Origin of the sequence: Neorhizobium sp. R1-B, from assembly GCF_004368875.1 — a bacterium.
GTDB classification, from domain to species: domain Bacteria; phylum Pseudomonadota; class Alphaproteobacteria; order Rhizobiales; family Rhizobiaceae; genus Neorhizobium; species Neorhizobium huautlense.
Map to the genome: position 1 here is coordinate 38,649 of NZ_SOEM01000014.1, position 24,587 is coordinate 63,235.

Annotated in this window: 33 protein-coding genes and 1 tRNA gene; 23 read left to right on the forward strand and 11 right to left on the reverse strand. The window is 59.1% G+C overall.

The window, feature by feature from the left end:
• The first annotated feature begins 81 nt into the window (after nucleotides 1-81).
• The 9 genes from EDE05_RS18345 to EDE05_RS18385 all read left to right on the forward strand — a co-directional run bounded on the left by EDE05_RS18345 (nucleotide 82) and on the right by EDE05_RS18385 (nucleotide 6,359).
• A complete protein-coding gene (locus EDE05_RS18345; protein WP_112796365.1) occupies nucleotides 82-411 on the forward strand; it encodes a hypothetical protein in 330 nt (109 codons plus the stop codon).
• A gap of 320 nt (nucleotides 412-731) precedes the next feature.
• Nucleotides 732-1,466 carry a hypothetical protein gene (locus tag EDE05_RS18350; protein WP_134102240.1) on the forward strand — a complete coding sequence of 245 codons (735 nt, stop codon included), beginning with the start codon at nucleotides 732-734 and terminating at the stop codon, nucleotides 1,464-1,466.
• Nucleotides 1,459-1,836 (forward strand): HNH endonuclease, encoded by a 378-nt coding sequence (locus tag EDE05_RS18355; RefSeq protein ID WP_134102243.1) that lies wholly within the window; start codon nucleotides 1,459-1,461, stop codon nucleotides 1,834-1,836. Before EDE05_RS18350 ends, EDE05_RS18355 begins: the two co-directional genes overlap by 8 nt.
• Nucleotides 1,830-2,126, forward strand: a complete 297-nt coding sequence (locus EDE05_RS18360) for a hypothetical protein (protein WP_134102246.1) — start codon at nucleotides 1,830-1,832, stop codon at nucleotides 2,124-2,126. Before EDE05_RS18355 ends, EDE05_RS18360 begins: the two co-directional genes overlap by 7 nt.
• Before the next feature lie 407 nt (nucleotides 2,127-2,533).
• Nucleotides 2,534-2,803 (forward strand): helix-turn-helix domain-containing protein, encoded by a 270-nt coding sequence (locus tag EDE05_RS26925; protein ID WP_166675480.1) that lies wholly within the window; start codon nucleotides 2,534-2,536, stop codon nucleotides 2,801-2,803.
• An 87-nt stretch (nucleotides 2,804-2,890) separates the two neighbouring features.
• A complete protein-coding gene (locus EDE05_RS18370; protein ID WP_134102251.1) occupies nucleotides 2,891-3,913 on the forward strand; it encodes a phage major capsid protein in 1,023 nt (340 codons plus the stop codon).
• Entirely contained in the window at nucleotides 3,910-4,131 is a 222-nt protein-coding gene (locus EDE05_RS18375; protein WP_134102254.1) for a hypothetical protein, read from the forward strand. Before EDE05_RS18370 ends, EDE05_RS18375 begins: the two co-directional genes overlap by 4 nt.
• Nucleotides 4,128-4,364: a hypothetical protein gene (locus EDE05_RS18380; RefSeq protein WP_134102257.1), complete on the forward strand. Its 237-nt coding sequence runs from the start codon at nucleotides 4,128-4,130 to the stop codon at nucleotides 4,362-4,364. The genes EDE05_RS18375 and EDE05_RS18380 overlap by 4 nt, the downstream gene beginning before the upstream one ends.
• Nucleotides 4,365-4,385: 21 nt before the next feature.
• Nucleotides 4,386-6,359, forward strand: a complete 1,974-nt coding sequence (locus EDE05_RS18385) for a phage tail length tape measure family protein (RefSeq protein ID WP_134102260.1) — start codon at nucleotides 4,386-4,388, stop codon at nucleotides 6,357-6,359.
• 114 nt (nucleotides 6,360-6,473) lie between these two features.
• On the opposite strand, the gene EDE05_RS18390 is transcribed toward EDE05_RS18385, so the two are convergent.
• The 4 genes from EDE05_RS18390 to EDE05_RS18405 all read right to left on the reverse strand — a co-directional run bounded on the left by EDE05_RS18390 (nucleotide 6,474) and on the right by EDE05_RS18405 (nucleotide 8,473).
• The gene (locus EDE05_RS18390; RefSeq protein WP_134102263.1) at nucleotides 6,474-6,662 is read right to left on the reverse strand and encodes a hypothetical protein; all 189 of its coding nucleotides are present in this window, start codon (nucleotides 6,660-6,662) and stop codon (nucleotides 6,474-6,476) included.
• A gap of 58 nt (nucleotides 6,663-6,720) precedes the next feature.
• Nucleotides 6,721-7,215, reverse strand: coding sequence for a hypothetical protein (locus EDE05_RS18395; protein ID WP_134102266.1), 495 nt, complete (start codon nucleotides 7,213-7,215; stop codon nucleotides 6,721-6,723).
• Nucleotides 7,216-7,334: 119 nt separating this feature from the next.
• Nucleotides 7,335-7,874, reverse strand: a complete 540-nt coding sequence (locus EDE05_RS18400; protein WP_134102269.1) for a hypothetical protein — start codon at nucleotides 7,872-7,874, stop codon at nucleotides 7,335-7,337.
• Nucleotides 7,875-7,897: 23 nt separating this feature from the next.
• Entirely contained in the window at nucleotides 7,898-8,473 is a 576-nt protein-coding gene (locus EDE05_RS18405) for an Arc family DNA-binding protein (protein ID WP_134102272.1), read from the reverse strand.
• A 102-nt stretch (nucleotides 8,474-8,575) separates the two neighbouring features.
• Here EDE05_RS18405 and EDE05_RS18410 point away from each other — a divergent pair, with 102 nt between their 5' ends.
• The 5 genes from EDE05_RS18410 to EDE05_RS18430 are packed head-to-tail and all read left to right on the forward strand — an operon-like array spanning nucleotide 8,576 to nucleotide 10,652.
• Complete coding sequence (locus EDE05_RS18410) at nucleotides 8,576-8,749, forward strand: Arc family DNA-binding protein (protein ID WP_134102274.1); 174 nt, start codon at nucleotides 8,576-8,578, stop codon at nucleotides 8,747-8,749.
• Between the two features lie 41 nt (nucleotides 8,750-8,790).
• Nucleotides 8,791-9,105, forward strand: a complete 315-nt coding sequence (locus EDE05_RS18415) for a twin-arginine translocation signal domain-containing protein (protein WP_134102277.1) — start codon at nucleotides 8,791-8,793, stop codon at nucleotides 9,103-9,105.
• Entirely contained in the window at nucleotides 9,102-9,356 is a 255-nt protein-coding gene (locus EDE05_RS18420; protein ID WP_134102280.1) for a hypothetical protein, read from the forward strand. Before EDE05_RS18415 ends, EDE05_RS18420 begins: the two co-directional genes overlap by 4 nt.
• A complete protein-coding gene (locus tag EDE05_RS18425) occupies nucleotides 9,356-9,565 on the forward strand; it encodes a hypothetical protein (protein ID WP_134102283.1) in 210 nt (69 codons plus the stop codon). The genes EDE05_RS18420 and EDE05_RS18425 overlap by 1 nt, the downstream gene beginning before the upstream one ends.
• Nucleotides 9,558-10,652, forward strand: coding sequence for a tyrosine-type recombinase/integrase (locus EDE05_RS18430; RefSeq protein WP_134102286.1), 1,095 nt, complete (start codon nucleotides 9,558-9,560; stop codon nucleotides 10,650-10,652). Before EDE05_RS18425 ends, EDE05_RS18430 begins: the two co-directional genes overlap by 8 nt.
• Nucleotides 10,653-10,684: 32 nt before the next feature.
• Here the strand turns inward: EDE05_RS18430 and EDE05_RS18435 are convergent.
• Nucleotides 10,685-10,774: transfer RNA gene (locus tag EDE05_RS18435), tRNA-Ser, on the reverse strand.
• A 222-nt stretch (nucleotides 10,775-10,996) separates the two neighbouring features.
• Here EDE05_RS18435 and EDE05_RS18440 point away from each other — a divergent pair.
• The 9 genes from EDE05_RS18440 to deoA all read left to right on the forward strand — a co-directional run bounded on the left by EDE05_RS18440 (nucleotide 10,997) and on the right by deoA (nucleotide 19,683).
• Nucleotides 10,997-11,323 carry a hypothetical protein gene (locus EDE05_RS18440; protein WP_105373921.1) on the forward strand — a complete coding sequence of 109 codons (327 nt, stop codon included), beginning with the start codon at nucleotides 10,997-10,999 and terminating at the stop codon, nucleotides 11,321-11,323.
• Between the two features lie 303 nt (nucleotides 11,324-11,626).
• Nucleotides 11,627-12,619: a BMP family ABC transporter substrate-binding protein gene (locus tag EDE05_RS18445; RefSeq protein ID WP_105373920.1), complete on the forward strand. Its 993-nt coding sequence runs from the start codon at nucleotides 11,627-11,629 to the stop codon at nucleotides 12,617-12,619.
• Nucleotides 12,620-12,717: 98 nt separating this feature from the next.
• Entirely contained in the window at nucleotides 12,718-14,223 is a 1,506-nt protein-coding gene (locus EDE05_RS18450; protein ID WP_134102404.1) for an ABC transporter ATP-binding protein, read from the forward strand.
• The gene (locus tag EDE05_RS18455; protein ID WP_105373919.1) at nucleotides 14,220-15,323 is read left to right on the forward strand and encodes an ABC transporter permease; all 1,104 of its coding nucleotides are present in this window, start codon (nucleotides 14,220-14,222) and stop codon (nucleotides 15,321-15,323) included. Before EDE05_RS18450 ends, EDE05_RS18455 begins: the two co-directional genes overlap by 4 nt.
• 3 nt (nucleotides 15,324-15,326) lie before the next feature.
• Nucleotides 15,327-16,298 carry an ABC transporter permease gene (locus tag EDE05_RS18460; RefSeq protein ID WP_105373918.1) on the forward strand — a complete coding sequence of 324 codons (972 nt, stop codon included), beginning with the start codon at nucleotides 15,327-15,329 and terminating at the stop codon, nucleotides 16,296-16,298.
• A 3-nt stretch (nucleotides 16,299-16,301) separates the two neighbouring features.
• Nucleotides 16,302-16,694 carry a cytidine deaminase gene (locus EDE05_RS18465; protein ID WP_134102289.1) on the forward strand — a complete coding sequence of 131 codons (393 nt, stop codon included), beginning with the start codon at nucleotides 16,302-16,304 and terminating at the stop codon, nucleotides 16,692-16,694.
• Complete coding sequence (locus tag EDE05_RS18470; protein WP_105373916.1) at nucleotides 16,691-17,479, forward strand: purine-nucleoside phosphorylase; 789 nt, start codon at nucleotides 16,691-16,693, stop codon at nucleotides 17,477-17,479. Before EDE05_RS18465 ends, EDE05_RS18470 begins: the two co-directional genes overlap by 4 nt.
• 118 nt (nucleotides 17,480-17,597) lie before the next feature.
• Nucleotides 17,598-18,368 carry a deoxyribose-phosphate aldolase gene (gene deoC / locus EDE05_RS18475; RefSeq protein WP_134102291.1) on the forward strand — a complete coding sequence of 257 codons (771 nt, stop codon included), beginning with the start codon at nucleotides 17,598-17,600 and terminating at the stop codon, nucleotides 18,366-18,368.
• 4 nt (nucleotides 18,369-18,372) lie between these two features.
• Nucleotides 18,373-19,683 carry a thymidine phosphorylase gene (deoA, locus tag EDE05_RS18480; RefSeq protein ID WP_134102294.1) on the forward strand — a complete coding sequence of 437 codons (1,311 nt, stop codon included), beginning with the start codon at nucleotides 18,373-18,375 and terminating at the stop codon, nucleotides 19,681-19,683.
• On the opposite strand, the gene EDE05_RS18485 is transcribed toward deoA, so the two are convergent.
• The 6 genes from EDE05_RS18485 to EDE05_RS18510 form a co-directional block, all read right to left on the reverse strand.
• Entirely contained in the window at nucleotides 19,684-20,196 is a 513-nt protein-coding gene (locus tag EDE05_RS18485) for a TIGR02281 family clan AA aspartic protease (protein WP_134102297.1), read from the reverse strand.
• A gap of 120 nt (nucleotides 20,197-20,316) precedes the next feature.
• Entirely contained in the window at nucleotides 20,317-20,946 is a 630-nt protein-coding gene (upp, locus tag EDE05_RS18490; RefSeq protein WP_105373912.1) for a uracil phosphoribosyltransferase, read from the reverse strand.
• Between the two features lie 99 nt (nucleotides 20,947-21,045).
• Nucleotides 21,046-22,029: an adenosine deaminase gene (locus tag EDE05_RS18495; RefSeq protein ID WP_112796378.1), complete on the reverse strand. Its 984-nt coding sequence runs from the start codon at nucleotides 22,027-22,029 to the stop codon at nucleotides 21,046-21,048.
• Nucleotides 22,026-23,246 carry a phosphopentomutase gene (locus tag EDE05_RS18500; RefSeq protein ID WP_134102300.1) on the reverse strand — a complete coding sequence of 407 codons (1,221 nt, stop codon included), beginning with the start codon at nucleotides 23,244-23,246 and terminating at the stop codon, nucleotides 22,026-22,028. The genes EDE05_RS18495 and EDE05_RS18500 overlap by 4 nt, the downstream gene beginning before the upstream one ends.
• A 109-nt stretch (nucleotides 23,247-23,355) precedes the next feature.
• The gene (locus EDE05_RS18505; protein ID WP_134102303.1) at nucleotides 23,356-23,949 is read right to left on the reverse strand and encodes a TadE/TadG family type IV pilus assembly protein; all 594 of its coding nucleotides are present in this window, start codon (nucleotides 23,947-23,949) and stop codon (nucleotides 23,356-23,358) included.
• Nucleotides 23,949-24,554, reverse strand: a complete 606-nt coding sequence (locus EDE05_RS18510; RefSeq protein ID WP_134102306.1) for a TadE/TadG family type IV pilus assembly protein — start codon at nucleotides 24,552-24,554, stop codon at nucleotides 23,949-23,951. The genes EDE05_RS18505 and EDE05_RS18510 overlap by 1 nt, the downstream gene beginning before the upstream one ends.
• Nucleotides 24,555-24,587: the final 33 nt, after the last annotated feature.

The following is a 24,587-nucleotide window of genomic DNA, read 5'->3' on the forward strand; positions in this document are numbered from 1 at the left end:
ATCCTTTGGTTCGGATCGGTGTGTCCGTTCGCTGGCGGTGCAAGATTTCGCCCGCTTCCGCTTTCCAGGAAGGAGATCCCGATGGGGTCACGCATTTGGAAATCCATCGCGTTTGTGGCTCCGCTTTCCGGCCTGGCACTTCTGATGGGCTTCGGTGAGCAGATCGATGAAGGCGCCTGTTCCGGAACTCTAGCCTTCGAGAAGTCAAGGCAGCTCTTGGAAGAGCGGCCGGAGGTGCTCGATATCGCCCCGGGAAGTTTCCGCTGGGAGGGCGACTGCCGTTTCGCCATGCAGGGTTATGCCGATGTCGCGACTGCGGGCGCGCCAAGCCGCAGGACTTTCGAGCTCCTGGTGGCCCTGGAGCCAGGAAGTCATCGCTGGCAGGAGGTCAGTTTTTCCATGGGAGATTGATCGCTCAGTATTGAACGGACGGACGAATCTGGAAAGACGGCAGGATTTTGGGAGAATGGCGGACAGAGAGGAAATCCCCCGCCGCCTGTAGATCAACGGCTTAGTTTGCCTAACAGCAAAAAACAGGGCCTTGAATTTGTTGAGGCTTCCGACGCGCTTCCCACAGAAATCGAGACCGCCGCGCGCTGGCTCTACCTAAACCGGGAGCTTGTCTCCGGTCCTCTTATTCCGTTTCTTCGCTGCCGCTTCGGCATCAAGACGGCTGAAGCCGTCGCGGTCTCACGGCGCGCTCATGCTCTCGAATATCCGGGGGTGGCGCAATGAGTGATTTGCAGCCATCCGCCGCGCTCTTGCGCACCCGTCTCGTTTCGCGACCTGTGTATGAGCGAGATCGAAAGTTCGAAAATGGAGAAGGTACGCGGCCAGTCACGCAATCCTTCCTTCGTCAGGCGGCTTCGATCGCAGCCGATAAAGTTCTGAAGCAAACCGCGCGGCGTCGCCCGACCACCGAAGAGCGGGAGAAGGAAGTCGCCCGCCGCCGCGCCTGGGGTGGCGGCAGCAACATGCCGGCCCATCTTCGCGCCAAATACACAGAAGCCGAGCGCGCCGCCCTCTCCGTCATAGCGGAGCAGTGCAGGCGCAAGGGTTACTGCGACCTTTGCATCAAGGAGATTGCGAAGATCGCGGGGATCGGGCGCACGTCCGTCCAAAATGCGATCCGCAAGGCTGGTTCTAAAACGATGGCGCACATCAGCGTTAGGGAGCGGCCGCAGCAAGGCGGGGTCAGCCTTACCAACATCATCAAGATCATCTGCCGCGACTGGCTGGGCTGGATTGGTCGCGCCATAGGGTTCAAACGTTTGAGCACTTCAGAGACTGGAGTAAAAAACTCTCTCTCTAAGTATGCCGAAACGCCAAAAATGGCTTTTGAGAGGGAGTGTATCGCCGCCTTTCGCGATCCTATCAAAGCTCTTCCTCAAGTAGAAAAACCTTCCAATCAATGGGGCTCCGTTCCGCGTTGGGCGCATGGCTTGGGAGGTGCTGCGCATGGGTAGGCTCAAGACGCTGAAGCCACGCCTATCGACGATGCAGCCACGGCTCGGTGCGGCTAAGCCGGTCAGCCGCAAAGATGCCGAGGCGCGGCGTCTCAAGCAACGCGATGCAGAGCTGCATTGGCGGAAGTGGTACGGCATCCAGCGCTGGAAGGATCTGCGTGTGGAGGTCTGGAAGCGTGATGGCTGGATCTGCCAGAAAACCGGCGTGCTTTGCATCGGTAAGTACCCGGCAGGCAATAGTCCGGTTGCCGACCACATCAAACCTCACAACGGCAATCCTGATCTCTTCTGGGACATGAGCAACATTCAGACCGTGAGCAAGGAATACCACGACAGTCAGAAGCAGAGGCAGGAGAAGCGCAGATGGTGAGCGGGATCGATCTAGCGGAAACAGGCATCAATCGCCTTGTACGGTCGCTGTTAGCCGATGGCGTCAGGGTCCGCGAAGTGAATACGATGCTGATGCTTGCGGCTGTCAGGAGGCTGGTCGACGAGGCTGGCGAAGACCTGGCAATCCATGTGCTCAAGTGCATGGTCAATCAGATCGAGGAAGGCGCGTATCGAAGCGATTATATCGCGCCGGAATACTGGCTCCAGACTGAGCACCCAGCCAAGCCGGTCCTGACGATCATCGAGGGAGGGGGTGGGTCGAAAGTCTAGAAACCTTAGGTTTCTCCACCCGCGCCCCTCTCATTCGCAGATTTTTTCTTCGGGCGATTAAATTTCAGACGATGGCCCGCCCCGCGCAACCCGGCGAGATCAAGCAGAGTTAAGCCTCTGATAAGCTTAGGAAAATACCGTGAGCGAGAAAGAAAGCGCCCAAAATACGGGATTAAATTGCATCGGCGATGCCATTGCGATTTGTGTGGTTTGTGGGGCGGAGTTTCCGAAGTCTGCCCGATCATCTCGGGCAGTCTGTTCGGACAACTGCAAGCGGGAGCGCGGCCGGCGGTATTCGAAGGCCTACCACCGGGATGCGATGCAGATCGAAGCCCGCGTGCTCGCCATGTTCGGCGGCCGGCAACCGACATACCAGGATTTCCTCGACCTGGTTCAAGGAAGGCGACATGAGCGGGATTGATCCGGCCGAGGTGTCGGCTCTCATCGATCGCATCGTGTCCGGTCTATTGGAACTCAAAGCAGCCCTGGGAGGCGATACTGCAGCTCCCCCTGTTGAGGATTTGATTGATACGGCCACAGCTGCTGAACGCTTCGGAATGTCCTCAGATACCGTCCGCTGGCTATGCGAGGAGAAGGGGTTCGGCGAGAAGAGGGGCGGACGGTGGATGGTGAGCCTTTCGGCTCTCCAATCGTACAAACGGGAGAAACGGGAGTGAATTCGGCCTCAAACGGGAGAAAATGCGGGTTGTGCACTCCCGTTTCGTTTCCGACCCTAAGCGCAGACCAACGCAAAGGGTGAAAACATGAATGATCCCATCAGTTCCGACGTCGGCGTGATCGCAAAGGCACTTGCGGCCGCAGGCGGATCGTATCCGCTGGCTCGCGAGATCGCCGAGACCCGCAAAGCCTCGCCGCGCGTCCTGCGCATCCTCGACAAGGCTGCGATCAGCGCGGGCAGCTTGAGCGACGGTGATTTCGGCGAGATCCTTGCCGACTGGCGCATCTCCTCGGCCGGATTTTTCACGAGCCTGCGCTCCCGCTCGATCTTCTTCCGCCTTTTGGACTTCGGCTTTGCCCGGGTTCCTCTGCGCACGCGCCTCGGCGTCGTGACGGCCTCCGCGACCGGCTGGATCGTTGGCGAAGGTCAGCCGGTCCCAGTTTCGAAACTTACGCTGAAGGGCGGTGCGCTCGATCCCGTGAAGGCGGCGGCTCTACTGGTCATCACGTCCGAAGTTGCCCAGTCCATGACTGATGGCGCTTACACGCTTGTTAACACCGAGCTGCGCGGCGCGGTGAGCGATACCGTCGACGAAAAGTTCTTCTCAGAGGTCATCGACGGCTCCTCGCTGTCGATCGTTAGCAGCGGCAACGACATCGCGAGCGTCAAGGCGGATCTCCTGCGGCTGCTGAACAACGTCAACGACGGCGACGGCGGTCAGATGCTTTGGGCTATGTCGCCCGATGTGGCCAATGGGCTGGCACTGATGCCGGAAACGTTCCGCAACATGTCGCCTCAGGGTGGCGAGTTGCTGGAACTTCCCGCTTATGTCAGCCGCACCATTCCCGCCGGAACGCTGCGTTTGATCAATGGCGCTGCGATCGCCGCCGACGCAGACACGATCGCTCTCGACGCCTCGCGACAAGCCGACATCAAGATGGCCGATAATCCGACGAATAACAGCGTCACGCCCACCCGTGAGGAACTGGTAAGCATGTTCCAGACCGGCAGCGTAGCGGTGAAGGCGATCGTCAGCTTTGGCGTCGAACGCGTCCGCGACAATGCGGTCGCCGAGCTGACTGGCCTCGCTTGGAGTGTCGAACCATGAATATTTCCGCCGAGAAGTTCGGCGGCGTGCTGGCCGAGATGGTGAAAAGTTACATCGAGCGCAGAATTGGCAAGGATGATGGCAAGTCTATCCGTGAAGCGCTCGATGACATGGAGCGTCGGCAGATGGAGCTTGCACGCAGGATTTCCGATCTTGAGGGGAGTGCCAAAGCGGATCGGCCGCGCGTCCGAATAGCGGCGGGGAGTGAGCGGATATGATCGAGGCGGAGGCGGTTCTTTGCGAAGACGGTAGAACTGTCCTCGTCTACCTCTATCAGCACGATGATCTTGTCGGCACTCGTAGCCAATCCCTGCCTTTGACGATCTCCGATGGGGAATTTGAGGAGATCCGGCCGGAATGGGAGCGGGTGTGGGAGGCCACAGGCCTTGCCCTCGATCTGAAGGGCGGCGGTTTGACTGACGCCGCCGCCCTTCATGACAGATGCATATGATCTCCAATCGGGAAAGACGTGATGGCAACCGACAATGAGAGCCTGGTACTGTCGATCAGCGCCGATACTCGCCAGATCCAGCGGCAGTTAAAGCAGCTCATCGGGCAAACCGAGCGTGACACGAAGTCGATCGAGAATGCTTTCGGCGGGATCGACAAGGCCGCAACGGGAGCGTTCGGCCGCGTGGCCGCCAATGGCAATTCTGCGTTCAAGGCGGCCGAACTGGGGGCAAAAAGATTTGGCTCTGCCATGGAAACCTCAAAGGTCCAGACAGCCAACCTCGCTGCGCAGCTCAATGACATTTCAGTTCAGCTTGCGGGCGGCCAGTCGCCTTTCCAGATCGCGCTTCAGCAGGGAACACAGATCACCCAGGCCCTTGGAAGCCAAGCAGGTGTGCGGGGCGCGGTGTCTGCCGTGGCTGGCGCCTTCACGTCGCTTCTCAATCCGGTTTCACTCGCGACGATCGGGATCATCGCACTCGGCGGCACGGCTATCCAGTATTTCACTGAGCTGCTTTCGAGCGGGGAGCAAACGGAGGAGACGCTGCAGAAGCAAGCGCAGCTCATCCAGCAAGTTGCGGATAGATGGGGCGATGCGGTTCCCGCGCTGCGAGAGTATGCGGACGAGCTGAAACGGACGCAGGACAGCGCGAGCCTCCAGGAAGGGGTTGCGATCGTCAACGAGAAGAAGCTCGCGGACGTCCGAAAAGCGGTCGACGACACCAAAGTGAAGGTTGCGGACGTCGTGGCGCAGCTGCAGGCGGCCGGCGAGGAGGCGGAAACGATCACTGCCTTGCAGTCCTCGTTCAATGACTTCGCTAAATCGGCCAAGGACGGTTCGCTTCAGGTGGAGCAAGTTCAAAAGGTCACGGACGCCCTGGCGACCGCAATCAACAATACTGGTCTGCCCATCGTCGTTGATTTCAAGACCGCTTTTGAGGAGTTGGGCAAGGCAGCTTTGGGTGCGGCCACCGGCGTCAATCAGGTTAAGCAGCAAGCTGCTGCTGCCAGGCTTACCTCCGATAATCTTCCGGCTCTCGGAACTCTCGCGCCGCTGCAAAGCGTCAACGGGCAAATCACGGCCGATAGCGTTGCCATCCAGAACGATCGGGCGAATGCGGCAAAATCTCAGTACCAGCAGGAGAAGGAAAGGGAGGAGCGCCTGGCTTCGCGGTCGCGCGGCAAGGGCGGGCGATCTCAGGCCATCAGCGAGGCCGAGCGAGAGAAAAAGGCTGTTGTTGATCTCATCGAGCAACTCGAATTTGAGCAAAGTATGGTGGGTAAAACTGCGGCCGAGCGCGCTGAAGCAAATGCCCTGCGGCGCGCTGGGTCTGCCGCAACGGAGGAGCAGCGGGCCAAGATTTCGCAGCTCGTCGAGGCGACCTATGCCGAGCGCGATGCGATACGTGCTAGCGAGGAGGCAATGGAGCAATTGCGGGATGTCAGCCGCGACGTTCTGGAGGGCCTTGTTTCCGATCTAAGGGAAGGCAAAAGCGGCGCCGATATCCTCGCGAACGCTCTAGACCGCGTCGCCGATCGGCTGCTTGATTCGGTGTTTGACAATTTGTTTAGCGGAGCCACAGGAAGAACCGGAAAGGGACTGTTCGGCGGCTCGATTATTCCTGGCATCCTTCACGATGGCGGCGTGGCCGGCCGCGATGGGTACGGCCATGGCCGCCGGGTGCCTACGTCAGTTTTTGCCAGCGCGCCGCGGTACCATACTGGCGGTATTGCCGGCCTGAAACCGGACGAAGTTCCGGCGATCCTCCAGAGGGGGGAGCGCGTCATCCCTAGAGGTGGCGGATCTCCAGCAGGTGGCGACGGGATAAAGGTGGACGTGGGCGTTACCGTCGACCAGAACGGTAACCTTCAAGCTTTCGTGAAAAGCATCTCTGATGCCTCGGCGGCAGGCGTGGTGAAACGTTATGATAGGGACAGTTACAGCCGCACAATCCAGCATATACGCAAGGGCAAGAGCAGCATGGATCTCAAATGACGAGTTTTTAGCAAAAAAAACGGTCGCAGCTCTCATCCGACGGCATCAACCGTTTCTAGGTCTCAGTCAGGTAGAGGAGCACTAGAAAAGCCCCGCTAACGGGGCTCCTAGATCTTACGCGCAGGCGACAAGTAAGTCATGCCGCGAATAGCTTACCGTATGGTCTTGCTCTTGCGGAGGAGGAACCGTGAGCACACTCTTGATGACCTCATCCTGTTTCCAGCGCGCGATACGGCTCGCAGAACGCTCTTTCGTGCGTTCCATCAATTCGATTTGCTGATCGCGATTGAGAGGCTTTATCATCACTCAGTCTCCTACTAGGTAGAAGTGTACTCCTAAACTATTAACGCTTTTCCTTGCGTCAAGGTTGCGTGAACATCCAAATATGCCGCCCATGATAGGGATCTGGATGTGCGCAAATGTAGCCACGGCGAACAAAAACGCCCCCGATCGCCCTATACTTGTGCAGAGCTTTGATGGGCAGATTTGCCTCGTGCGTTATCATCTCTACTTCGACCGGCGCCACTTCGTCAATGAGCTTGTCTACCGCTAGGCATATGACCTGCAAGATGCGTTGTCTAGCTATACGATCGGTGATGGTCATCCTCGTTTCAAGGCCATCGCTAAAAAATAGTTCATCACCATTGGCAGCTTTTACGACATGGAATACCAACTCGTGTCTCATTGGGCCGTATCCGGCTACCGTTGCTAAGCACACGAAAATGGAGAATACGGCGTCGCTATCGTCGCAAACTCCTACTGGAATGCGAATAATTGTTTCGCCTTGCCCCGCCTCGGAGTTGATTTGGGTTAGAACAAGAGGATGATCGCTATCAAGCGTGCAGATAAAAGCCATCTAGTTAGTTCTAAACCGCACCATAAAAGGAATCGAACAGTGGGGTGATAGCAGTTTGCCCGATAAACTTGTAGCTGCTGAGTCACTATACACAGGACTCGGTGAGGGGCTATCGCCGTTCATTCCAGATTGGGAGTTTCGCCATCGACGGCGAAAGCTTGCTTCACTTCGGTTCGAACTTTTGTGACATCTTTCCTACGTGCCCAGTGATTTCTACCGAAAGTGTCGGTGAAACCCACATCGACGACGTTTTGAGTTGCGATCGCGGCGTGTTTCTTAACGAAGAATGCGTTGAAGCTTTCTCCAACATCAATTTTCTTGGGTAGGCCCCCACTAAACGGCCCAAGCGTGAAGTCCGTTCGCGCTGGGAAATCATGCAGCGGGTTGAGCATGAACAACTTGAGTTTCTTGAACCTCGAAACTTTTGTTCTTCCAACTGCGAGATGAAGCGTCACCTGACCTGGTCCGTAGTTAGTCGCACTGAGCGTCAGCATCTCGACACCCTCATAATCCTCGCCCATTACGAACCCCGAATAGAAGGAGACCCGAACCTTTGCCTTCGGGTAGATGAACTTCGACCATACGTTCCAGACGAAACCAGCAAGCGACACTGCGAAGGAAAAGATACTGACGACGAATGCCCAGTCAGCAGTTGTCAAACGAACCTCCTAGATCGCGATAGTCAGCCATCTTGGTCTCTCGACGCATTTTCGGTAGCCTCATCTTCTGCCAGATCCGCAAGATGCTGCTTCAAGAAAGCCAGCGCTTCCCGTCGATATGCGTCCCTCCGCTCCTTGATCACCTTTCGTGCCTCCTGCTCATTGAGGTCAGGGTTTGCAAGCATAGCGTTGAGGACCGCTGTTCTTTCTACGGCCGAAATCACATCATAAGCCCATATCGCCAGCTCGGCTGGGATCTCGTCTACATAATTGAGGACGTGATACATAAGCTTGCGTTGGAAATCGAAGCCCTGTTCTGCGACAAAGCTTAATTTCTCCCCTGCCTTCGCCATAGCGTCTATACGACGCTGAGCATCTTCTAGGGTTCGCTCATCGTCCTCAGATTGACTAGCGAGCGAGTGGAGCTTGGCCAGCAAAAGTTCGTAGTGAGATCGGGGGTGCTCCACCGCGTATGAGAGGCGCTCGACGATTTCAGCGTTAACGGAACGATTTGCTGCCGATGCTGCCTCCTCGAGAGCAGAATAGACGTCCTTGGGGATGCGGATTGTGTAGCGGGCGTAGTCGTCTTGTTTGGCCATCCCAAACGTAAACACTAAAATGGTGAAAAAACCAATAGGGTCCAGTTGCGCACTAAATTAGTGCATGATAGCCTCCGTTCACCAAATTAGTGAAAGGAGGCAATGGTGAGCACAGCTCAAAGCCAATTCAAATTAAACATGCCCCAGGACGTTAAGCAGTGGCTCGCGGATGAGGCAGAGAGAAATCTGCGATCGCAAACCGCCGAGATCGTTCTGGCTCTAAAAGAGAAAATGCATCGTCAGTCCCAAACGAAAAAAGCCGACGCACTGGCCTAGGAACCCGCGTCGGCTTTTTCGTGCAATTAGGAAATCACCAAATGCAAAAACACCCTACACCAACGGAAGGCGAGGGCGCAAGCCTATCGCGCCGCAACTTCATCACCATGGCCGCCGCCAGCACCGCCGCAACCTTGCCGTCCGTGGCGCTCGCAGAGGCAAGCGGTAAAACCAGCCGCTTGCCTCTGCCTCTCGACCAGCAGTTCGATATCTGCGTCGCCAATCTGCGGAATGTCCTGATGGCGATGCATCCGGAAGTGATCCAAATAGAAGTTGACTACCACCCGTTTAACCACGGCCGGAACTTTAGCCTTGTGATGATCGGCCATCGGCCGAGAAGAGGCGGTGCGAGATGAAGTCCGCCGCGAAGAAACCGGTCAACTGGGAAAAGTACGCTGCGGCCGATCCGCTGATCACCGTGGTCGACGATTTGGAAATCCCGATAGCCATCCTGCGCGCCGTTTTCCTGGCCCTCAGCAATCCCGAGGCTTCGGATATCGGCTATAAGGAGGATTGTTTACGCGCTCTGGAACACGCGGCCGGCCAAGTCGCTGACGTTCAGAAATCTGCGCTCGCTGCAGTCAATCAGATCCGAGAGGACGTCTGATGGTCGGCTCCCAGGCAGAAACCGCCCGTCGCAATCGGTCTTTGAATATCCGGCAATCGGACGTTGCTCGCGCCATTCGTGGCGCGATCCAGGCAGGTATGGAGGTGCGCGAGGTCATCGCCACGAAAGATGGCATCCGCATTCTCTCGGCATCGTCTGGCCCTGCCTCCTCCTCGAATTCATGGGACGAGGTTCTGAAAGATGGCTAGGCGCTCGCGAACAACATTCCCAAAATTCGTTTATCCGCAGCGCGACCGTTATGGAAACGTGCGCCCCCGCTTCAAGCGGGGGCTCTTCTCCACCTATCTTAAATCGCCGTTCCCCTCCGAGGCCTTCGATCAGGAATACCAGGCCGCGTTACGCAGTGAAAAGGCCGCCCAAGGCGAGATCGGCAAGGGGCGCACGAAGGCCGGCAGCATGGCGGCACTTGTCGTCTCCTACTACGCCTCTCCTGAATTTAAGGGTACAGCCGCTAGCACGCAGACGACCTATCGCGGTATCTGCGAAAAGATCCGAAAGGACCATGGCGAACGCATGGTGAAAGACCTGCGGCGACAGCACGTCAAAGCCATCATTGGCAAGATGAGCGCCACGCCCGCTGCCGCCAACAATTATCTCCGGATGCTGCGCATTCTCATGCGGCATGCCATCGATATCGAGCTGATCAGCCGCGACCCAACGCTGAAGCTCAAGGGCTACAGCAATAAATCGTCCGGCTTTCACACTTGGACCGAGGTGGAAATTGCCGCTTTCGAGGCACGTCATCCGATCGGCACGAAGCCGCGCCTTGCAATGGCGCTGATGCTCTACACCGGCCAGCGACGAGGCGATGCCGTGACGCTCGGTTGGCAGCATGTGAGCGGACAGCGCATTTCTGTCGTTCAGGAGAAGACCAAGACGCGCCTTGCAATCAAGATGCACGGATCACTCGTCGAGGCACTGGAAATGGCACCGAAGGATAAGCCGGCTTTCCTGCTGACCTCATTCAACAAGCCCTTTACGCCGGCCGGCTTCGGAAACTGGTTTCGCGAACAATGCAACGACGCTGGCTTGCCACACTGCACCTCCCACGGATTGCGCAAGGCAGCGGCGCGGCGGCTGGCCGAAGCGAATAACAGCGCGAACCACATTGCGGCCGTAACGGGCCACCTCTCACTTAAGGAAGTCGAGCGCTACACGCGCGCGGCGGATCAAGAAAAGATGGCAGATGCGGCCGTCGATACCATGCCGGAACGATCAGACCGGCAAGCCGAAAACTCCCAACAGAACGAACTTGTTGGGACAAACGACGAGTAAGGAGCTGATATGATTACTGAAGTGGAAGAGAATGGCGGACAGAGAGGGATTCGAACCCTCGATACGCTTTCACGTATACACGCGTTCCAGGCGTGCGCCTTCAACCACTCGGCCACCTGTCCTTAGGATAAAGGGCTGCGTGCAAATCGGGGGCAACACAGCGGTCGGGCGCGATATATACCGATGAATTCCGAAGGATCAACCGGAATCTGAACGATTTTTGACAACAGCACGTAAAACCTTGGGGTCGCGTTGCCAAGCTGGGAGGCGACGGCTATTTCTTTCGATATGGGACCGGTGTTGTCCGGCTCATCGGCGGTCGACAACGAAATGGCTAATAGAAAATGCGAATACTTCGCTTCGTCTTCCATACGGTGAGCGCTCTGGCGCTTCTTGCTGCAATCATCGCCGGCACCCTGGATTCGATTCAATCCGTCTCCGCGTCTTCGGTCGTGCTGACCAGCCTTGGCAATGCCTGGCTCAATCTCGATCCGGAAAGCCTCGCGCTCAGCGAAATCTATGCCGAGACTTATATCAGCGCCGATCTCTGGCGCCCCTTCGTAGCGCCGGTTCTGGCGCAGCCAGCTTTTGCAATCTTCCTGACCCTGGCGCTCCTCTTCTGGATGGCTGGCTACGAAAAACCGCGTTTTGCGGGACGGTTTTCCGCCTGAACCCTTCCCGCCGGCATGTTAAGATGCTGGGTAGCCGTTGCGGCCTGAGGAGAGTAGTCGTCTTCCCGGCTGGCATGAAAATATGCGTCGCGCCCCAGATTCATGCAGTTATTTCGGACCTTTGTTCAAGTTTTCGGCAGGTTCGCCATTCTTTACCAACTGAAAAAAATCTCGTGAATTTTTCCGAAACCCGTGCAAGAGTGACCGCAGCCAGACCCTGAAAAGAAAAAGGGCAGGTGGCCGCAGAAGTGCCCGGGGGACGGGCTTGCGGGAGGATCAAACAGCTAAAAACAGGGCTGCACGATGAAAAGAACCCTTTTAAGCCTCATTGCCTTGGGCGCCATGTCGGCCACCGCGCTTTCAGCGGAGGTGAAGCCGGCGCTGGTCTATGGTACCGGCGGCAAGTTCGACAAATCCTTTAACGAGGCAGCTTTTGCCGGCGCCGAGCAGTTCAAGAAGGAAACGGGGATCGAATATCGCGACTTCGAGCCCACCAGCGATACCCAGGGCGAACAGGCAATCCGCAACTTCGCCAGCCGCGGCTACAATCCTGTCGTTGCTGTCTCCTTTGCCTGGACTTCGGCCATGGAAAAGGTTGCGGCGGAATTCCCGGACACCAAGTTCGCGATCGTTGACTCGGTCGTCGACCTGAAGAATGTCCGTTCGGTCGTCTACAAGGAAGAGGAAGGCTCCTATCTCGTCGGTCTGCTCGCCGGCATGGCATCCAAGACCGGCAAGGTCGGCTTCATCGGTGGTATGGACATTCCGTTGATCCGCAAGTTCGGCTGCGGTTATGTCCAGGGCGTCAAGGCCGCAAAGGCGGATGCGCAGGTTTTCCAGAACATGACCGGCACCACCGGTGCGGCGTGGAACGATCCTGTCCGTGGCGGTGAGTTGACCAAGAACCAGATCGACCAGGGCGCCGATGTCATCTACGCGGCAGCGGGTGCGACCGGCCTCGGTGTGCTACAGACTGCGGCCGACAACAAGAAGCTGTCGATCGGCGTCGATTCCAACCAGAATCACCTGCATCCCGGCTCCGTCCTGACCTCCATGGTCAAGCGTGTCGACCTTGCTGTCTATAACACCTTCAAGGACACCAAGGACGACAAGTTTACCGCCGGCGTCCAGGCTCTCGGCGTCAAGGAAGACGGCGTGGCCTATGCGCTCGACGACAACAACAAGTCGTTGATTACCGCTGAAATGAAGGCTGCCGTGGAAAAGGCCAAGGCCGACATCATCGCCGGCACCGTCAAGGTGCACGACTATATGTCGGATAAATCCTGCCCCAAATAAAAGACACGCCTGAAGGGCGCATGGTGGTCCGGATCGCCATGCGCCCTTTTTCATAATGTGGAAAGGCGAACCATTTGAGCCTCGACCTCCCCAAAGAGATTGAGCCTGCAATCGAGCTTGTCGGCATCGACAAGAAGTTCGGTGCGGTGCATGCGAACAAGAACATCAATCTGACCGTGGCCAAGGGATCGATCCATGGCGTCATCGGCGAAAACGGCGCGGGAAAATCGACGCTGATGTCGATCCTCTACGGCTTCTATCATGCCGATCAGGGCGAAATCCGCATTTCAGGCAAGCCGATCGCAATCCGCGACAGCCAGGCGGCGATCGCTGCGGGCATCGGCATGGTGCACCAGCACTTTATGCTGGTTGAAAATTTTACGGTTCTGGAAAACGTCATGCTGGGCGCCGAAGGCGGGCAATTGCTTCGCAAGGGCGTTGCAAGTGCCCGCAAGGAATTGAAGCGCCTGGAGGACGACTACGGCCTCGAGGTCGATCCCGATGCGGTGGTCGAAGAATTGCCTGTGGGCAGCCAGCAACGCGTGGAGATTCTGAAAGCACTCTACCGCGGGGCAGAAATCCTCATCCTGGACGAGCCGACCGGCGTGTTGACGCCGGCGGAGGCCGACCACCTCTTCAAGGTGCTGCGTGTACTGCGCGACCAGGGTAAGACGATCATTCTCATCACCCACAAGCTGCGCGAGATCATGGCGATCACCGACACGGTTTCGGTCATGCGCCGCGGCGAAATGGTGGCAACCCGCAAGACGTCCGAGACGACTGTCGAGGAATTGGCCGAACTGATGGTCGGCCGCCGCGTATTGTTGCATGTGGAAAAAGGCGACGCGAATCCGGGCCGGGTTCTGCTGTCGGTCAGGAACCTGACGGTTAGGGATGCTCGCGGCGTCACCATGGTGGACGATGTTTCCTTCGATGTCCGCGCCGGCGAAATCGTCGGTATTGCCGGGGTTGCGGGCAACGGCCAATCCGAGCTCCTGGAGGCGATCGCCGGTATTCGCAAACCTTACTCTGGCGAGATATTCATCGACGGCAAGCCGGTTGCCGGGATCGGTCCGGCGGGCTTGCGCGATCTTGGCCTCGCCCACATTCCCGAGGATCGGCACCATATGGGCCTGGTGCTGAAATTCGAGGAATACGAGAACTCGATCCTCGGTTACCACCGCGACCCACGTTATGGGCGTGGCGCGATGCTCGATCTTGATGCGATGCGCAAGGATGCGGAAGAAAAGATCGCGAAATACGACATCCGGCCGCCGAACCCGCGGTTGAAGACGGCGAATTTCTCCGGTGGCAACCAGCAGAAGATCGTCGTCGCCCGGGAGATCGAGCGCGATCCGGATGTGCTGATCATCGGCCAGCCGACCCGTGGTGTCGATATCGGCGCCATCGAGTTCATTCACAAGCGGATCATCGACATGCGGGATGCAGGCAAGGCAGTGCTCCTGGTGTCGGTGGAACTCGACGAAATCCGTTCCCTTTCAGACCGTATACTGGTGATGTTTGCCGGCAAGGTCGTCGGGGAGAAGACCGGTGATGCCGGCGAACAGACATTGGGCCTGATGATGGCCGGGATCGCCGCATGAGCACCGCATCCGTTCAGCTTCCCGCCTGGATCAACTACATCGTCGTCCCGATCCTCAATCTCGTCCTTGCCTTCTTTTTTTCCGGCCTCGTGGTCTGGGCTATCGGAGAAAGCCCGCTCGAGGCCCTGCGCCTGCTGTTGATCGGTGCGCTCGGCCGCGGCGAAGGCATAGGCTTTACGCTCTTCTACGCCACGAGCTTCATCTTTACCGGGTTGTCGGTGGCGGTCGCCATCCATGCCGGGCTGTTCAACATCGGGTCGGAAGGACAGGCCTATCTCGGCGGCCTCGGCGCGGCGCTCGTCGCGCTCTCGCTCGATCGCTACGTGCCCTGGTACGTGACCATGCCCTTTGCGGTCATCGGCGCGGCTCTCTTCGGTGCCGCCTGCGCCGCGATACCGGCGTGGCTTCAGGCCAAGCGCGGCAGCCATATCGTCATCACCACGATCATGTTCAATTTCATCACGTCGTCGCTGATGAACTATCTGCTCGTGCGGGTGCTGATCGTGCCGGGCAAGATGGCGCCGGAAACGCGCACCTTCCTGGAAGGCGGCCAGCTCCCGAAGCTCGACTGGCTGATTTCGATGTTCGGCGGCAAGCTGGGCGCAGCCCCGCTCAACTTCTCCTTCCTGATCGCGCTTGTCATGTGTTTCCTGGTCTGGATGCTGATCTGGCGCACCAAGCTCGGTTATGAAATGCGCACGCTCGGCATCAGCCCGACGGCGGCGGGTTATGCCGGCATCCCCTACGCAAAGATCGTCATGATCGCCATGCTGATCTCCGGCGGCCTTGCGGGCATGATGGCGCTCAACCCCGTCATGGGAGCTTCGGCAAGGCTGCAGATCGAGTTCGTCGGCGGCGCAGGCTTCGTCGGTATCGCCGTATCGCTGATGGGTCGCAACCACCCTGTCGGGATCATTCTCGCCGCACTGCTCTTCGGAATTCTCTATCAGGGCGGAGCGGAGCTCTCCTTCGACATGCCGAGCATCACCCGTGACATGATCGTCGTCATCCAGGGCCTGGTGATCCTCTTTGCGGGCGCGCTGGAATACATGCTTCGGCCGGCAATCGTTCGGCTTTACCAGCAGATTTCCGGGAAGTAGCTCATGGATTATTTCGATATTTTCATCGGCATTCTCGGTTCAGCGGTCCGTCTGTCCATCCCCTTGCTGTTCACCGCGCTGGCAGGGCTGTTTTCGGAGCGGGCGGGGATTTTCGATATTGGTCTCGAAGGCAAGATGCTGGTCTCGGCTTTCGCCTCGGCCTGTGCCGCCTACTGGACTGGCAACGCCTGGCTCGGCCTTGCGGCGGGCATCCTGGTCGCGATCGCGTTTTCTTTCATTCATGGTTTTGCCTCGATCACCAATCGCGGCAACCAGATCGTTTCCGGCGTGGCTCTGAATTTCGTGGCCGCCGGCTTGACGATCGTGCTCGGCCAAGCGTGGTTCGGGCAAGGCGGCCGTACGGCGCAGGTGCCGGGCTCGGGCCGGTTCGCGCCGATCATCCTGCCGGGTACCGATGCGATACGCGATGTGCCGATCCTCGGGCCTCTTTATGCCAACGTCATTTCCGGCAACAATATCCTCACTTACATCGCGTTCCTGATGGTGCCGATCTCCTGGTGGGTTTTGTACCGGACACGTTTCGGGCTGCGCCTGCGCGCCGTGGGAGAAAATCCAGGCGCCGTGGATACGGCGGGCATTTCGGTGAGCTGGCTGCGGTATCGTGCGCTGATCGTCACCGGCTTCCTGGCGGGATTCGCTGGGACTTACCTGGCGATCGCCCAATCGGCGGCATTCATCAACAACATGTCGGCCGGCAAGGGATATATAGCGCTTGCGGCGCTGATCTTTGCGAAATGGAAGCCGGTGCCGGTGATGCTCGCCTGCCTGCTCTTTGGCTTTCTTGACGCTTTTGCGAACTTCATGCAGGGCAAATCGCTTCCGCTGATCGGGGAGGTGCCTGTGCAAATCTTCCAGGCACTGCCCTATATCCTGACCTGTGTGCTGCTTGCCGGCTTCATAGGCATTGCACGCCCGCCGAAGGCCGGCGGCGTCCCCTACACGAAGGAGCGCTAGGATATGTCTCACGAGCTGTTCGAAGCCGCCCGCGAGGCAATGAAAAAGTCATACGCGCCCTATTCGAAATTTCCCGTGGGCGTCGCGATCCGCGCGGACGACGGGAACGTCTACCTGGGTGCCAATATCGAGAACCTATCCTTCCCGCAGGGTTGGTGCGCGGAGCCGACGGCGATCGGTGCTATGATCATGGGCGGCGCCAGCAAGATCGTAGAACTCGCCGTCATTGCCGAAAAACTGCCGCTCTGCACGCCATGCGGCGGCTGCCGTCAGAAGATTTCGGAATTCGCGTCCGCCGATACGCGCATCTACCTTTGCGACGATGCCGGCGTCCAGAAGACAGTCAGCATGGCGGAGCTGCTGCCCTACGCCTTTGAAACGGATGTGATCGGATGAAGGAAGTTATCGATCTCCTCGTCGATCGCCTCGACGGTCTCGTGCCGCGCCACGCAATCGTGCTCGGCTCCGGCCTCGGCTCGCTGGTGGGGGAGGTGACGGACCAGGTTCGTGTGCCCTATGGCGCCCTGGAAGGATTTCCAGCAAGCGGCGTTACAGGCCACGCGGGCGAGCTGGTCGCCGGCTATCTCGGCGCAGAGCCGGTCATCATGCTGTCGGGTCGTGCGCACTATTACGAGCATGGCGATGCGAAGGCCATGCGCTTTCCGATCGAGGTCATGAAGGGAATCGGCGTTCAATCGCTAATCCTGACGAACTCCGCAGGCTCGCTGCGTGAGGATATGCCGCCGGGATCGGTGATGCAGATCACCGATCATATCAACTATTCCGGCCTGAACCCGCTGATCGGTGAAGAGGGAGACCGTCGTTTCGTCGGCATGACCAGCGCCTATGACGCGTCCCTTTCGCTCGGCATGCGCAACGCCGCAATCCGCTGCGGTATCCCGTTGTTTTCCGGCGTCTACATGTGGTTTTCAGGCCCGAGCTTTGAAACGCCGGCGGAAATTCGCATGGCACGTATCCTGGGCGCCGATGCGGTCGGCATGTCGACTGTGCCGGAGGTCATTCTGGCGCGCTATTTCGGGATGAAGGTAGCAGCCGCGTCGGTCATTACCAATTTCGGCGCGGGCATGACCGGTGCCGAACTCAGCCACGAGGAAACCAAGGACATGGCGCCGGTCGGCGGCCAGCGTCTGGCTACCATTTTAAAAGAAATGTTAGCTTGATACACGATAGATTTCAATTGGATACTTGGCGTGTGACGTTCCGCGCAACCTCGGCGGGTTGCTTCTAATCGTTTGAACGATAATTATACCGGCTCGATCAAGCCCGGGGAGGCACGAAATGGAACTCCTGAGCCCGCGCGAGGCGGCAGCCTTCGCGCTCTCGCTTCTCGACCTGACGAATTTGCGCGACGATTGCGACAATGCCGCGATCGAGAAACTGTGCCTGCGCGCCCAGACGCCCTATGGCCATACGGCGGCAATCTGCATCTGGCCCCGTTTTGTTGCGCATGCGCGAGCCATTCTGGGGCCGGACCATGCGGTCCGGATAGCGACCGTGGTAAACTTCCCCACCGGGGAATTGCCGGTCGCGGCCGTCATCGACGAAACCCGCAAGGCTATCGAGGATGGTGCCGACGAGATCGACATGGTCATCCCCTATCGCAAGCTGCTGGCGGGCGACGAGGCGGCGGTGACTGAATTGATCGAAGCCGTGCGCGCCGCCTGCCCGCAAGCCTGTCTGAAAGTGATCCTGGAGACGGGTGAATTGAAAGACAGCGCGCTCATCCGCCGTGCGTCCGAACTCGCAATCGCTGCAGGTGCCGATTTCATCAAGACCTCGACGGGTAAGGTCGCGGTCAACGCGACGCTGGAGGCTGCCGACATCATGCTGCAGGCGATCCGCGACTCCCGGAAGCGTGTCGGTTTCAAGCCGGCTGGTGGCATCGGCAGCGTAGCGGACGCGGATCTTTATTTCCGCCTTGCCGAAACCATCATGGGTCCGAACTGGATCATGCCCTCGACATTTCGTTTTGGAGCGTCCGGCCTTCTTGACGACATCTTGGGTGTGTTGAGCGGCGGCACCAGCGCCCGCGTGTCGAGCGGCTATTGACAGAATGATCCCACAGGAAATCATTCGTCGCAAACGCGACGGGAAAACACTTGCCGCCGATGAGATTGCTGGCTTCATCGCAGCACTCACCAGAAACGAAATCACAGAAGGGCAGGCCGCCGCTTTCGCCATGGCTGTGTTCTTTCGGGGCATGTCCCGGGATGAGACGGTGGCGTTGACGCTGGCCATGCGCGATTCCGGGACTGTGCTGAAATGGGGCGGCCTTGGCCGGCCCATCGCAGACAAGCATTCGACCGGCGGTGTTGGAGACAATGTTTCCTTGATGCTGGCGCCGATCGTCGCCAGTTGCGGCCTGGCCGTGCCGATGATTTCCGGCCGCGGCCTGGGCCATACCGGCGGGACTCTCGACAAGCTGCAGTCGATCCCAGGCTACAATGTCATGCCGGACGAAGCGCTGCTCCGGAGGGTCGTCGAGAAAGTCGGTTGTGCCATTATCGGACAGACGACAGCTCTTGCGCCCGCGGACCGCCGCCTCTACGCCATCAGGGACGTGACGGCGACCGTGGAATCGGTGCCGCTGATCACCGCCTCCATTCTGTCCAAGAAGCTTGCGGCCGGTCTCGGGAGCCTGGTGCTCGATGTAAAGGTCGGCAACGGCGCCTTCATGGAAAGCATGGAGGAAGCCGAAGTGTTGGCGCGCTCGCTGGTCGAGGTGGCGAACGGCGCAGGCCTGAAAACGGCCGCGCTGCTGACCGATATGAACCAGCCGCTGGCGGATGCTGCCGGCAACGGGCTGGAAATCGTCAACTGCCTCAAATTCCTGTCTGGCTTGAAGGCCGGTTCGCGACTTGAGGCCGTGGTCATGGCCGAAGCGGCCGAAATGCTGGTGCAGGCCGGTCTCTTTCGCGATTTGCGCCACGCCGAGGAAAATGCGCGTCGGGCGCTTTCCTCCGGCGAGGCGAAAGAGCGTTTCGGGCGCATGGTGCACGCGCTTGGCGGACCTGCCGATTTCTGTGAGCGGCCGGACGCCTATCTGGAGCGTGCTCCCGCGAGCCTGCACGTTCCGGCGCCGCGCGACGGCTATCTCGCCTCATACGATACACGTGGGCTCGGTCTTGCCGTGGTGGAACTCGGCGGAGGCCGCAAACGCGCAGCGGACTCCATCGATCACCGAGTGGGTATCAACGGATTTCTGGCACTCGGCACGCAGGTCTCGAAGGGTGAGCCCATTGCCACCGTGCATGCGAAGAACCAGGAGGACGCGGAGCGTATCGCAAGAGATGTCGCGGTGTTTTGCACCATCGCGGATGCACCGCCCGCGGCTTCACCTGTTGTCCTTAAACGGATCGGCTGATCACTGGGTGAGCTTCAGGTTTCGGCCTTGGACCTGGAAGGATTTCAGCTTTTTCAGGAAGCTCATGCCGACGAGCGTTCCGGAAAGCGCCTTGTCGTGCAGCACGAAGGCATCGACGTCTTTCACGCGGACGCCCCCGATCTCGATGCGGCCGAGCACCACACGCGCCGCATCCGTGCCGCCGTTTGCGGTATTGACGGTGTAGCGGAAGTCGAGGCTGTTTGCGCCGAAACCCAGCTTGCGGGCGGTACTTTCGTTGATTGCGACAAGCGAGGCTCCAGTATCGACCAAGCCATCCACGGATTTGCCGTTGATGCGGAACGTCCCGTTGAAATGCCCGCGGCCATCGGCTTCGAGCACCGCACTGCCGGCTGCCGCGGCGACCGATTGTGGTTGTGCCGGTTCAGCCGCCGCCGTCGTGGCCGGCGGTTGATCGGCCAGTTGGATCATCGACGGGATCTGCGTTGCAAGCAAAGCCGCTATGGCCGCGAAGATGACGGTGCGCAGGAGCATGAATGTCCCTCGATCATGGGAACCCGATAGCCTGCCATTAGCGTAAAAACTATAACAAAAAGACCTGCAAAGGTTTTGCAGGCCCTTCAGTTCGAAATTTGGTAAGGAAATCCTGAAGAATTACTTCGTGCCGTACATGCGATCGCCGGCATCTCCAAGACCTGGAACGATATACCCCTTTTCATTGAGGTGGCTGTCGATCGAGGCCGTGTAGATCTTCACGTCCGGGTGCACCGATTGAAAATTCTTGAGGCCTTCCGGCGCGGCGAGCAGGCAGAGGAAGCGGATGTTGTGGGCGCCGCGTTCCTTGAGCTTGTCCACGGCGGCGATCGAGGAATTGCCGGTTGCAAGCATCGGGTCCACCACGATGACAAGCCGCTCCGCGATATCTTCCGGCGCCTTGAAATAGTATTCCACCGGCTGCAGCGTCTCATGATCGCGGTAAACGCCGATATGCGAGACGCGGGCCGACGGCACGAGGTCCAGCATGCCTTCGAGCAAGCCGTTGCCGGCGCGCAGGATGGAGGCGAAGACGAGCTTCTTGCCCTCGAGGATCGGCGCCTGCATCTCGACGAGCGGCGTCTCGATCGTTTCATAGGTGAGTTCGAGGTCGCGGGTCACCTCGTAGCAGAGCAGTGTTGAGATTTCGCGCAGCAGCCGCCGGAAGCCGGCTGTGGAGGTTTCCTTCTTGCGCATGATCGTCAGCTTGTGCTGCACCAGCGGGTGATCGATGACAGTGACGCCGTTCATGAGCTTCCCTCGTTGTTGTCTGTCTCTTCTTTTGAGGAAAAAGCCGCGTTCTGCAACCCGTCAGGCGCGTTTGACGGCCTCATCCCCAATCGCCTCACGTCAAGCCATCCCGGCGTCGAACTGGGAGAGCAGGCGTGACCGCGTCCCTTCATCAACAAAGGCCGCCTCGAGCGCGGTCCGCGTCATGGCGTCGATCTCTGCATCCGCCATTCCCATTTCCTTCGATGCGATTTCGTATTCGCGGGTGAGCGACGTATGGAAAAAGGGTGGGTCGTCGGAATTGAGGCAAACTCGCACGCCGGCGGCCTTGAGCGGTTTCAAAGGATGGCTCTGGAAGTCGGAAAAGACCTTGAGTGCAATATTCGAGCCGGGGCAGACTTCCAGGACGGTGCCGAGTTCGGCGAGGCGCTCCACCAGGGCGGGGTCCTCGATCGCCCGAACACCGTGTCCGATGCGCGACGGTTTCACCAGATCGAGCGCGTCTGAGACGCTGAAAGGCCCGCACACCTCGCCCGCATGGATAGTGAGCCCGAGCCCGGCGTCGCGGGCGATATCGAAGGCGCGGGCGTAGTCGGCGACCCGGCCCATGCGCTCTTCACCCGCCATGTTGAAGCCGGTCACCAGCGGGTTCTTCGCATTCGCGGCATATTGCGCGGCGGAGACGACCCTGTCGGGGCCAAAATGTCGTTCGCCGGTGACGATGATGCGTGCCTCGATGCCTGTCTTTTCGCGCGCCGCATGGATGCCGTCGCAGATGCCCGAAAGGTAGGCATCGGCTCCAAGGCCGATGCGGTCGCCGTGATCGGGAGATACGATGATCTCGCTGTAGATCGTGTTCGCTGCCGCGAGCTCGAGGAGATAGGATTCCGTCAGCAGCGCATAGTCCGCAGCCGTCCTGAAGAGCGCCGCCACCGCGTCGTAACAGACGAGGAATTCGGAGAAATCGGACCACTTATAGGCGCCGTCTCGCAGGATGTGGCTGGTATCGGCGCCGTATTTTCGGGCCTGGGCTTCAGCAAGCGCAGGCGGCGCGGCGCCCTCGATATGGCAGTGGATCTCGGCTTTTAAAAGATGCGCAGTCACAGGAAGCTCCGTCCATGCGGACCCGGTGGAATGGCCAGGTGCTCGGCAATGGTCTCCGCGATATCGGCATAGGTCGACCGCAATCCGATCGAGCGCGACCGGATTCCCGGTCCGAATGCCATGATCGGCACCCTCTCGCGTGTATGGTCGGTGCCGCGCCATGTGGGATCGCAGCCGTGATCGGCGGTAAGGATGACAAGATCGCCCGGTTTCAGCCGCCGATGAATATCTGGCAATGCGAGGTCGAAGGCTTCGAGCGCGGCTGCATAGCCCGGCACGTCGCGGCGATGTCCGTAGAGCATGTCGAAATCCACGAAATTGGTGAAAACCAGATCGCCGACCGCGGCCTCGTCCATTGCAGCAAGCGTTGCCTCCATCAGGGCGGCGTTGCCGTTGGCCTTGATGACCCGGGAAACGCCCTGGTGAGCAAAGATATCACCGATCTTGCCGATTGCATGCACCGACCGCCCGCCTCGGATCAGCCGGTCGAGGAGCGTCGGTTCCGGCGGAGGGACGGAGAAGTCGCGCCGGTTGCCGGTGCGTTCGAACGTCCCCGCCGTTTCGCCGATGAAGGGTCGCGCGATCACCCGACCGATATTCAACGGATCGAGCAATTCGCGGACGGTCTGGCACAGCGAGATGAGCCGATCGAGACCGAAATGATGTTCATGGGCGGCGATCTGAAACACCGAGTCGCTGGATGTGTAGCAGATCGGCTTGCCGGTCCGGATATGCTCTTCCCCAAGCCGTGCGATGATCTCCGTACCCGATGCATGGCAATTGCCAAGGATGCCCGGGATATCGCCCTCCCGACAGATCGCCTCCACCAGTTCGGGGGAGAAGGCGTCGCCCTCGTTGGGGAAATAGCCCCAGTCAAACATTACCGGCGTGCCGGCGATTTCCCAATGTCCGGAAGGGGTGTCTTTTCCGCGGGAAATCTCGTCCGCCGCTCCGAACAGGCCGAAAATCCGCTCCGGCATCGGCATTCCCGCGGGATAGTCGCCTTCGGCAAGCCTGGCGATTTCGAGAAGGCCGAGCGCCGACATGTTCGGCAGATGCAGCGGACCTTGCCGGAGACCCGCGCGGTCGCCGGCCCCGGCGGCGCAGAATTCCGCGATATGGCCGAGCGTGTTGGAGCCAAGGTCGCCATAGGCATCGGCATCCCGCGCGCCGCCAACGCCAAAGGAGTCAAGAACGAACAGAAAGGCACGAGCCATCGGTCACCAGGGATATAAAACGCAGTTCACCCGGCCTTCGGCCGCGTTGAATCGCGATTCATACAGCCGCGCCTGCCGCTTGGCAAAGGGGGATGATGGATGAGGCGCCTCAGCAATCCGAGCAGGAGATGCTGGTTCCGATCCTCTGACGGTAGAAGTAATCCCGGGCGATGGTGATTGTCTTGAGTTCGGACGGCAGGAGGCCCGACATGAACATCAGAAGGTCGTGGGAAACGGAGACCTCCGAATGTATGAGAAAAGAGTTGGGTATGCGCATCTCGGTCGGAACATCGACGGTTGCACCGACGGCATAGGGGCGGGCATCGGTGTCGTCCCAGGACCAGGCCACCTTGGGATTGCCGGCGGCATCCAGCGCCACCCCCGTGACTCGGATGCTCAACGCATTGGGCGTGTATGGCGCAAAGAGGCTGTCCGTAACGTCCTCCATCGTCGTGAGGAGCGCCTTGTTGACGCTTGTCTCGCGCGTCACGAGGTCCGCGATCGTGCCGGCGCTGCGGGTCACCCTTTTGGACACGCTAAGACCCAGGGTAATTTCGAAGGACGTGATGTAGAGACTGAGCAGAAGTGGGGCAATCAGCGCGAATTCAACGGCGCCTGCACCGCCACGGTCGGTGGCCAGCCGCCTGAGCCGAGCCAGGAAGCTGCCGGAATGCCTTTGCTGATGCTGATCTGGCGCTTCCATCACGGGTAATCCTCGTTTCGGAATGTGGCCGTCTCCACGATCAGGAAATAGTTCGGACGGCCGCCGGAGGGCCGAATGTTGGTGATGTAAGGCCGAAGCAGGTCCGTAATGACATCCCAGCGGTAATAGGCGCGCACCATGTTGATCGTCTTCTGGGCGCCCGGGCTATAGTTGTTCACCGAAGCCGTATCGAGATCCTGCGACGTATTGAGCGGCACGTTTCCCGGTATGTCGGCGAAGCTCGGAAAGCTGCGGACATCCAGCCACAGCTTGTCGGGCGTTGCTATCTCTTCCTCGCTGCACTTGATCATGATCGAGACTTCGTCGCAGAACGTTCGCCGGAATGCGGTTCGATCGGTGTTGGCCGCGGTGATACTGCCGGTCCTGAGCTTGCGCGCCACCGTATCGACCGCATTGGCAACGAGCTGTTCGCCGGTATAAGCAACAAAGGTTTCTAGGATTGCAAAGACGATCATGAAATAGGGAAGTGCCAGCAGCGCGAACTCGATGGCGGCCGCCCCGTCTTGCGACCTGAATATCCGGCCGAGCACAGCTCCGCGTCTCGCCGGCGCGACCTTTTCGGTCTCGTCTTGATTCTCGCCCATCGTTTCCCGCCCACAGCCCGGTTTCGAGCCTCG